Origin of the sequence: Microvirga sp. 3-52 (assembly GCF_018383585.1) — a bacterium.
In the GTDB taxonomy this organism is placed as follows: domain Bacteria; phylum Pseudomonadota; class Alphaproteobacteria; order Rhizobiales; family Beijerinckiaceae; genus Microvirga.
Genome location: NZ_JAHAMK010000001.1, coordinates 426,670 through 435,412 on the forward strand (window position 1 = coordinate 426,670; position 8,743 = coordinate 435,412).

The 8,743-nt window shown below is 65.0% G+C and carries 9 protein-coding genes; 2 read left to right on the plus strand and 7 right to left on the minus strand.

Going from position 1 to position 8,743, the window contains the following annotated elements:
* Positions 1-246: 246 nt before the first annotated feature.
* From greA to KHP60_RS01975, 7 genes are all read right to left on the minus strand, one after another.
* The gene (greA, locus tag KHP60_RS01945; RefSeq protein WP_213561869.1) at positions 247-714 is read right to left on the minus strand and encodes a transcription elongation factor GreA; all 468 of its coding nucleotides are present in this window, start codon (positions 712-714) and stop codon (positions 247-249) included.
* A 64-nt stretch (positions 715-778) separates the two neighbouring features.
* Positions 779-1,813, minus strand: a complete 1,035-nt coding sequence (locus KHP60_RS01950) for a branched-chain amino acid ABC transporter permease (protein WP_213561901.1) — start codon at positions 1,811-1,813, stop codon at positions 779-781.
* Between the two features lie 86 nt (positions 1,814-1,899).
* Positions 1,900-2,916 carry a branched-chain amino acid ABC transporter permease gene (locus KHP60_RS01955; protein ID WP_213561870.1) on the minus strand — a complete coding sequence of 339 codons (1,017 nt, stop codon included), beginning with the start codon at positions 2,914-2,916 and terminating at the stop codon, positions 1,900-1,902.
* Positions 2,913-3,638, minus strand: coding sequence for an ABC transporter ATP-binding protein (locus tag KHP60_RS01960; RefSeq protein ID WP_311924538.1), 726 nt, complete (start codon positions 3,636-3,638; stop codon positions 2,913-2,915). Before KHP60_RS01960 ends, KHP60_RS01955 begins: the two co-directional genes overlap by 4 nt.
* Positions 3,631-4,407 (minus strand): ABC transporter ATP-binding protein, encoded by a 777-nt coding sequence (locus KHP60_RS01965; RefSeq protein WP_213561872.1) that lies wholly within the window; start codon positions 4,405-4,407, stop codon positions 3,631-3,633. Before KHP60_RS01965 ends, KHP60_RS01960 begins: the two co-directional genes overlap by 8 nt.
* A 6-nt stretch (positions 4,408-4,413) precedes the next feature.
* Positions 4,414-5,604: a substrate-binding domain-containing protein gene (locus KHP60_RS01970; protein WP_213561873.1), complete on the minus strand. Its 1,191-nt coding sequence runs from the start codon at positions 5,602-5,604 to the stop codon at positions 4,414-4,416.
* 497 nt (positions 5,605-6,101) lie between these two features.
* Positions 6,102-7,037, minus strand: coding sequence for a DMT family transporter (locus KHP60_RS01975; RefSeq protein WP_213561874.1), 936 nt, complete (start codon positions 7,035-7,037; stop codon positions 6,102-6,104).
* 144 nt (positions 7,038-7,181) lie between these two features.
* Here KHP60_RS01975 and KHP60_RS01980 point away from each other — a divergent pair, with 144 nt between their 5' ends.
* Complete coding sequence (locus tag KHP60_RS01980) at positions 7,182-7,637, plus strand: PaaI family thioesterase (protein WP_213561875.1); 456 nt, start codon at positions 7,182-7,184, stop codon at positions 7,635-7,637.
* Positions 7,638-8,175: 538 nt separating this feature from the next.
* Positions 8,176-8,562, plus strand: a complete 387-nt coding sequence (locus KHP60_RS01985) for an ester cyclase (RefSeq protein WP_213561876.1) — start codon at positions 8,176-8,178, stop codon at positions 8,560-8,562.
* Positions 8,563-8,743 lie beyond the last annotated feature (181 nt).

Below are 8,743 nucleotides of genomic sequence, written 5' to 3' on the forward strand. Positions count from 1 at the left end.
GTGCGAGCCCGGAATCCATGAACGGTAACGGTACAGACCAAGGCGCAACGCTGCTCGTCTTTCCATGAAGATGGCGTGGCTATGGATTCCGGGAGCTGCGTAGCGGCCCCGGGATGACAGGTGATGCACTCGTTCCAAGGTCATGGCCGGACCCGTCCCGGCCATCCCGATTTGAAGGGTGGTGCGCTCGACTGCATCGAGATCACCAGCGCAGGGCCGGTGATGACGTGTGGGGAAGAGGCGCCGTTACAAACCGATCTCGACGATTTCGGCCGTCGTCTGCCCGATCGGGACCACGTCGCCGATTTCCTTGCCCATGAGCGCCTGTGCCAGGGGAGAAACGTAGGACAGGCTTCCCTTGGCGGGATCGGCCTCATCTTCTCCGACGATCCGGTAGGTCTGACGCCGGCCGTCCTCGCGCTCGAAGGTGACCCGCGCGCCGAAGCGCACATGAGCGGCGTCCGTCGGTGGCGGCACCACCTCCGAGGAGGCCCGGCGGGCGGACCAGTAGCGCAGGTCGCGGTTGAGGCGCGATACTTCAGCCTTGTCGTCGGCAGCCTGAGCCTCGGCAAGGCGCTTCTGCAGGGAGTCGATTTCCGCCTCCATCTGGGCCAGCCCCGAGGGCGTCACGAGATGATGCGGGCTGATCATCCGGTCGGGAAGGTCCTCGAAGGCTTCTCCACCCTCGGTTTCACGAACAAAGGCACGGCTCATTACGTCTCCTCCGCTCCTCTGGAGGAAACGGTTCGAGGCTCGTGAAGGTTTCCGGGCTCAGCCTTTATTGCTTGGCTTGCCGCAGGCGTCCGACGATGCCTCCCGGGAAGGCGTAGACGCTGACGATGAACAGAGCGCCGAGCCACAGGAGCCAGCGATCCGGATGGATCAGATCGGGCAGGAGCGGAATGCCCGCCAGTGCCGTGCTCCCTGCACTCATCAGCACTTGCAGGTAGCTCTGGGCCAGAACGAACAAAGCAGCCCCGATGACCGCGCCATACATGGTGCCCATGCCGCCGATCACCACCATGAGCAGGATGTCGACCATGATCGAGAAGGACAGGGTGGTGTCGGGCCCGTTATAACGCAGCCACAGCGCCATGAGCGCACCGGCGACCGTGGCGGCCAGCGCCGAGATGACGGACGCCGCAGTGCGGTAGGCGACGACGCGGTAGCCTAGCGCCTCGGCACGGAACTCGTTCTCGCGGATCGCCTGCAGCACGCGCCCGAAGGGAGAGTTCACGATGCGCAGAAGGATGAGGAAGACGACAAGAGAGACGAAGAACACGAGATAATAGGCGAGAAGCCGCCCGTTGACCGCCGTGCCGAAGAGGGGTTCGGACAGGAGCCGGAAGGCAGGGCGCAGGGCGGGTGGCAGCTGAAACGACAATCCGTCCTCACCGCCGGTCACGTCAGACAATTGCGAGGCAAGGACGGCGGCGGCTGAGGCGACCGCGAGGGTGATCATCGAGAAGAAGATCGCCCGCACCCGAAGCGACAGGAGGCCGATGGCGACGGCGAGCAGAGCGGACAGGACCAGCGCTGACAGCAAGCCGATGGCGGCGGAGCTCCAGGTCGGCCCCATGCGCTCCAGAGCGATGGCGATGCCGTAGCCGCCGATGCCGAAGAACATGGTGTGGGCGAAGGACACGATGCCGGAATAGCCGAGCAGAAGGTCGTAGCTCGCGACGAGCACGACGAAGACGCAGATTTTTGCCGCCGTGCTCACCGGCTGGCTTCCGGAGAACAGGAACGGCGTCGCAGCGAGCAGCAGCAGGATGGTAAGAAGGATGATGCTCAGCACCCGTGAGCGCGGCATGTCCGAGGACAGGATCGTGCTGAAGAAGCCGCCGCGCCGGCGAGTCTCGTCGAAGGGAAGGGCGAGGGCGAAAGAAGGGGATGTGCTCATCGGCGGGCCACCGGGAACAGGCCCTGCGGACGCCAGATCAGCACGAGGGCCATGACGAGGATGTTGGAGATCAAGGCGAGCTTGGGCTCGATGAAGCCGACATAATTGGCGACCAACGCGACGAGAATCGAGCCGACGAAGCAGCCGCCGACCGAGCCGAGTCCGCCGATGATGATGACGATGAACACCAGCACCATCACCTCCATGCCCATGCCGGCGGTGAGCGTCTGGCGATAGAACGCCCACATGACGCCGCCGAGACCGGCGAGTGCGGAGCCGGCGATGAAGACGCTGACGAAGAGGCGGCGGATGCGGTAGCCCAGCGCCTCGACCATCTCCGGGTTCTCGACCCCGGCCCGGATCAGCAGGCCGATGCGGGTGCGGTTGAGGAGCAGTTGCATGCCGGTGAAGACCGCAAGGCCGATCACCACCGCCACGACGCGGTAGCGCTCCATCACGATGTCGCCGAGCACGAAGGCGCCGCGCAGGGATTGCGGCAGCGGGATCGGGATCGGCGAGGCGCCCCAGATCGCATGGATCGCCTGTTCGGTGACGATCAGCCCGCCCATGGTGACGAGGATCTGCTTCAGGTGGCTGCCGTAGACCGGGCGCACGATGACGCGCTCGAACACGGCGCCGACCACGCCCGTGAGAGCCATGGCGGCGAGGATGCACAGCAGCAGCAGGGCGAGGTTGAGGCCCAGGGAATCCGCCGTCGCCCATCCGGCGAGGGGCCCGAGCACGAGGAGCGTCGCGTAGGCGCCGAGCGAGATGAAGACGCCGTGTCCGAAATTGATGATGTCCATCAGGCCGAAGACCAGGGTGAGGCCCGATGCCATGAGGAAGATCATCATGCCCATGGCGAGCCCCGCCACCGTGAGCGTCACCCAGGTCGAGGGGCTGCCGACGAAGGGCAGCGCCAGCAGAGCGAGGGCCGGAACGAGAAGCAGCGGGAGCCAGTCGGACCTGGCGCGCGGCAGCTCGGTCGAGGCGTCAGCGGTCATGTCGCTCATTGATGCGCATCCAGAGAGAGGCCGAGCAGGCGCTGCTGCAGGGCGTTGTCCTCGACGAGCTCGCTCATGGGGCCGGAATGCACGATGCGCCCGTCATCCATGACGATCACGTTGTCGCCGAGCGCCGAGGCGGCGTAAAAATTCTGCTCCACCAGCAGGATCGTCTCGCCCGCTTCCTTCAACGCCCTGAAGGCCTCGATCATGGACCGCACCATCACGGGCGCGAGGCCTTTGGTCGGCTCGTCGATGAGCAGCAGGCGGCGCGGCTCGGCAATGGCGCGGGCGATCGCAAGCATCTGCTTCTGCCCGCCGGAGAGATCGCCGGCAGGCAGGTTCCAGAAGCGCTTGAGGGCGGGGAACAGGCCGAGGATCCAGTCGAGACGGGTCCTGTCGACCGGTCCGCTGCGCGCAGCGAGCACGATGTTCTCGCGCACCGTCAGATCGGTGAAGATGCCCATCGCTTCCGGCACATAGGCAACGCCCAGGCGCGCGATGTCCGGCGTGGAGGCCTTGGCGATGTCGCGGCCGTCGAAACGGATGCGGCCGGAGGAGGCCTGCCACAGGCCCATGATGGTGCGCAGCGTCGTTGTCTTGCCCGCGCCGTTGCGGCCGAGCAGCATGGTGAGCTCGCCTGCGGGAATCGCGAAGTCCACGCCGTGCAGGATGTGATAGGGACCGATATGCGTGTGCACGCCCGAAAGTTGAAGGAGGGGCTCAGACACGGGCGGCCTCCAGGCCGAGATAGGCTTCCTGCACCACCGGCGAGGCGATGACCTGCGCAGGCTCGCCATCCGCGACGAGCGTGCCGTTGTGCAGCACGATGATGCGATCGGACAGCGAGCGAACGACGTCCATCTTGTGCTCGACGAGAAGCACGGTCGCATCCCCGCGCTGTTTGATGTCGTGGATGAGTTCCAGCACGGTCGGCACCTCGTCCACGCTCATGCCGGCGGTTGGCTCGTCGAACATGAAGACCTTGGGTTCCATAGCGATGAGAAGCGCCACTTCGAGCTTGCGCTGGTCGCCGTGCGAGAGCGCCTTCGGGGCGATGTGGCGCTTGTCCGCGAGGCGTACCCGCTCCAGGATGCCTTCCGCCTTCTCGATCAGGTCACGGCGCCCGTTCCACACCTTGAACATCGACCAGCCCGCATCCGCGCGGCTTTGCACCGCGAGGCGGACATTCTCGAGTGCCGTCAATTGCGGGAACAGGTTGGTGAGCTGAAACGCGCGTCCCAGACCACGTCGCGTGCGAGCGGAGGCGGGCAGACCCGTGATGTCCTCGCCCGCGACGACGACCTGTCCGGATGTGGCGCGAAGCTGGCCGGAGATGAGGTTGAAATAGGTGGTCTTGCCGGCGCCGTTCGGACCGACGATGGCCGTGAGCGTGCCGGGGGTGAACCGGCACGACACGTCGTTGACGGCCACATGGCCGCCGAAGCGGATGGTCAGCCCGCGCGTTTCGAGCGCGGGCGTCGTTGCCGATAAGGTCACGTGTGCTTAACGCTTGTTCCGAACCGGGATCGGCATCTTGTCGGCCGGGATGGTGGCGACGAGATCGAGCAGGTCGTTGGCGTCCTTGCCGTTGGCCTTGACCTTGAAGTGATACATGTCCTGCAGGGCCTGGTGGTCTTCCTTGCGGAAAGTCATCGGGCCCTTCGGGGTCTCGAAGGTCATGCCTTCCATGGCGGCGATCAGCTTCTCGGTGTCGGTGCCGCCCGCCTTCTGGATCGCCGTGACGGCGGCGGAGGCGGCCGCGAAGCCGCCTGCGGTGAAGAAGTCCGGCGGCGCGTTGAAGCGCTTCTGGTGCTCGGCCACGAGCCAGTCGTTCATGGCGTTCTTCGGGAAGGCATAATAGTAATACACCGCGCCCTCCATGCCGGGATAGTTCTTGTAGATCTGCATGGCCGGCAGGATATTGCCGCCGGGTGCGATCTCGATGCCGAAGCGCTCCGGCTTCAGGTCGGCGATCTTCGGCAGCGGATGCTGGCCGGCCCAGATGATGTTGATGATCTTCCTGCCCGGCTTGTCCTTGAGCGCGTCGAAGATGCGCTGGGCGGATGCGGTGAAGTCCGTGGCGTTCTGCGGCGCATATTCCTCGAACACCACCTTCGCGTTCGGGCGGATCTGCGCGAGCGCAGTCTTGAGGGCCGCGACACCGTCCTTGCCGAAGGCGTAATCCTGCGCGAGGGTCGCAATGGAAACCTCCCCGCTTGCCGGAACGGCCGCTGCAGCGCCATAGGCGTCCTGGGTCGAGTTGCGCGCAGTGCGGAAGATGAAGCGGTTCCACTTCTCGCCCGTGATCGCATCGGCCACGGCGGGTTCCACGATCAGCACCTTGCCGTTCTCCTCGGCCACCGGCAGCATGGCGAGCGCCGCAGCGGACGACGTGGTGCCGATGGCCAGGTCGACATTGTCGTCGTTATAGGCCTGCTCCAGCAGGGTCTTGGCGAGGTCGGCCTTGAGCTGGTCGTCCTTCACGATGACGCTGATCTTGCGGCCGCCCACCGCCATCGTGCCCTTCGTGAGGTATTCCAGTCCCATCATGAAGCCGGCTTCGGTCTGCTTGGCATAAGCCTCGAGCTGCCCGGTCTTGCCGGCGATCAGAGCGATCTTGATGTCCTGGGCAAAGGCTGCGGATGCAAAGAGAATGCCAGCCGCAGCGGCGGCGATTGTGAGCTTCAGGCGCATCGAACTCCCCGTGTTTTATGGGGTCATTGACGGCTGCGTGGTGCAGCGTGTCAAGTTCGACTCTCGGACCATGAAAGGCGGGCTCGTCGATCTCCGACCTCCTCAGAGTCCGGCCGAAAATCCACTTCCCTTCGTCGTCACCGGCCTTGTGCCGGTGATCCCGATTCGTTGAGGCGCCAGCGCTTCACAGCATCGGGATGGCCGGCACAAGGCCGGCCATGACGGCGGGAGCAGGGGTGCGACTGGATCAGGGAACACGCCGGAGGAGCCGCAGCCTCTCACTCCTCCACGTCACCACCTCCTCCACGCCATCACCGGGCCCGTCCCGGTGATCTCGATCGGAAAGGCACAGCGCTCACCGGATCGGGATGGCCGGACAAGCCCGGCCATGACGAGGAGGGTGGAATCCGCAGCTGGAGGCTCACGGTCAGGGCTTGGGCATGCGCCGGTTGTCGGGCCGCACATCGAAGGGAGGCGGCATGGTTCAGCCGTCTCGATCACGCCTCCGGCAGGACGGGCGTCTCGATGTCCTTCGCCTCGCGACCGCGCCTTGCGGCCTCGCGCTCCAGGAGCAGGAGAGCCAGTCCCGCGCCGCAGATGACGGCGGCGCCGACCAGGGTCCAGAACTGCACCACATCGCCGAAGAACAGGTAGCCCAGCACGATGGCCCAGACGATCAGCGTGTATTGATAGGGAGCGACCACGGAGGCCGGCGCGATCTTCAGCGAGCGGTTGACGCACACATGGGCCACCATGGACACGATGCCGAGCAGGAACAGGCCTGCCAGATCGAGCGGCCCGGGCGTCACCCAGGCCAGGGGGGCTGCGATGAGGCCGAAGATCAGCGCGCCGAGAATCTGGCCGAGCACCAGCGTGGCATCGTGGGTCTCCCGCAGCTTGCGGGTGGTGATCATGAGCAGCGAGTAGAACAGGCTTCCGGCGAGCGCGATGAGGGCCGGCAGGGACAGGGTGGCGGTCGACGGGCGCAGGGCGATGAGAACGCCGACAAAGCCGATCCCGATGGCGAGGATGCGCGGCTTGTCGATCTTTTCTCCGAGCCAGAACGCCGCGAAGGCCGCCACGTAGATCGGCCCGGCCAGGTAATAGGTCATCACGTCCGCCAGCGGCAGATAGGTGACGGCCCAGTAGAAGCAGGCGACCTCGAGCGTCGAGAGGATGATCCGCACTGCGTGCAGCCCCGGCTGCGGCGGAATGGCGAAAGGCACCTTCTGCCGGCGCATGAGGGGCAGGAGGATCATCAGGGCCGCAACGCTGCGCAGGAGCAGGACCTGGCCGACGGAATAGGTCGCGACGAGCCATTTTCCCATGACGTCGTTCATGGCGAACATGAATACGCCGAGCAGCATCAGGCCGATGCCGACGAGCGTGCCCGAGCGGACCTTGTGGGAGGAGGGCGAACTGGAATGCTTCATGGGGCGGATCAATGAGGGAAAATGAACGTGATTCCAAGGCTTTTAAGCGCTGATTTTGACCATCGGGCCCAAAGTCGCGCATCGTCGGGAGCGGAGTTTCGGCTCCGCACGATTCGCCCGTCTCACACATCCGGAGATACCGACATGACCGATCCGGCGCCGAAAGATCCCGATTACGAGGCGCGGGTGCGGGCGAGCTTCGCGTCCCAAGGGTTGATGGTGACCCTGGGCGCATCCCTGGTACGCGTGTCTCCCGGCCTGGTGGAGATCGCGCTGCCTGCCTCCGCGGCGGTGTCGCAGCAGCACGGCTTCGTGCATGCGGGGGCGCTGGCCAGCATTGCGGATTCCGCGGCCGGTTATGCGGCCCTGACCCTGATGCCTCGGGGTTCGGGCGTTCTCACTGCCGAGTTCAAGATCAACCTCATGGCGCCCGGCATCGGTGAACGCATGATCGCGCGGGGCTGGGTCGTCAAGGCGGGCAGGACGCTCACCCTCGCACAGACCGACGTGTTCGCCGTGCATGAGGGCCGTGAGAAGCAGATCGTCCTTTTGACCGCCACGCTCATGGCCGTGGAAGGGCGTGAAGGGGTGAGCGACTAGCGCCATGAGGTCGTGAGCTCTTTTCCCCTTGCAGGGAGGAGTGAGGGTGAAGCGACGGGGTAAAACGTCCCCTCATTCCGCACGGCCCTTCATGATGCCTCTCCCGTTATCACCGGCCTTGTGCCGGTGATCCCGATCCTGTGGAGCGCCGCGCTCTTCCGATCGGGATGGCCGGGACAGGCCCGGCCATGACGGGGGAGCGTGTGATGGGTCAGACGGCCAAGGAGCGCGTGATCAGGGACAGTGACCCAGGACAGTGTCATGCCCCACCTCGTCATCACCGGGCTCGTCCCGGTGATCCCGATCGGTGAGGTGCGGCGCTTCACCGAATCGGGATGGCCGGCACAAGGCCGGCCATGACGTGGCGTGGATGGAGTCATGGCCAGCGGCCACAGGCCTGAAAGGCGATCCACCTGAATGAGCCGATCGGCCGGAGATGGTCAGGTTCTCCTGCCCCCTTGAACCATGCGGTCTCGGGTGCGAGATTCCATCTCGTCCTGCGGTTCCGCCAGGACCTTGCCGACGCGGGGCAATCGCCGTGATCACAGCCGACCTGTCCGATCTCTACCGAGACTACATTGCCTGCCTGAACCGGCAGGATTGGCCGAGGTTGAAGCAGTTCGTTCATGATGATGTCCACTACAACGGTCGGCGCATCGGATTGCAGGGCTATCGCGAGATGCTGGAGAGGGACTTTCGGGAAATTCCGGATCTCCATTTCGACATTCAGCTGCTGATGGCCGATCCGCCTCATATCGCGAGCCGGTTGGGCTTCGACTGTACGCCGACGGGAAAGTTCCTGGATCTGCCTGTCAACGGGAGGCGGGTTCGATTTGCCGAGAATGTCTTCTACGAGTTTCGGGAAGAGAAGATCGTGCAAGTCTGGTCGGTCATCGACAAGGCGGCCATCGAAGCTCAGATCTAGAGCAACGGCAGTTCTGACGGAGTCCTTGGGGCTATGCGGCGCGGCGGCTTCGTGATTCACTTGTCTCAGCCCTCTTTCTGGGAGGAGATGAGCGATGACCAAGTCCTACTCGCTGGATCTGCGCCGCCGAGTGGCGCGCTTTGTCGAGGCGGGGCATTCCTGTCACGCGGCCGCCCGCCAC